The sequence below is a fragment of the Streptobacillus felis genome (genome assembly GCF_001559775.1).
Taxonomy (GTDB): Bacteria; Fusobacteriota; Fusobacteriia; order Fusobacteriales; family Leptotrichiaceae; genus Streptobacillus; species Streptobacillus felis.
Window position 1 is genome coordinate 1 of sequence record NZ_LOHX01000183.1, and the last position, 241, is coordinate 241.

General features: G+C 34.4%; 1 protein-coding gene. It reads right to left on the bottom strand.

The features are described 5' to 3' along the window. On the bottom strand, nt 1-182 hold a 182-nt coding region (locus tag AYC60_RS09490), incomplete at its 3' end, for a P-type ATPase (protein WP_330996903.1). Nucleotides 183-241 lie beyond the last annotated feature (59 nt).

Sequence of the window (241 nt, forward strand, 5' to 3'; positions counted from 1 at the left end):
ATAGCTAGTAAAACTGCAATTATAACCTCAACCGTAGTATAATATCTCGCCAACTTCGTAAGAAATTGTTCTGAATTGGATTTAATACGAATAGCATTGTCAACTAAATCAAGAATATTACTTACAGTAGATGACCCAAATTCCTTGGAAACCTCTGCTGTAAGAACCCCATTAAAGTTGATTCACACACTTAAGAGAAAACATCCAACTACTACTTCACGAGGAACAGATTAGACTGTTA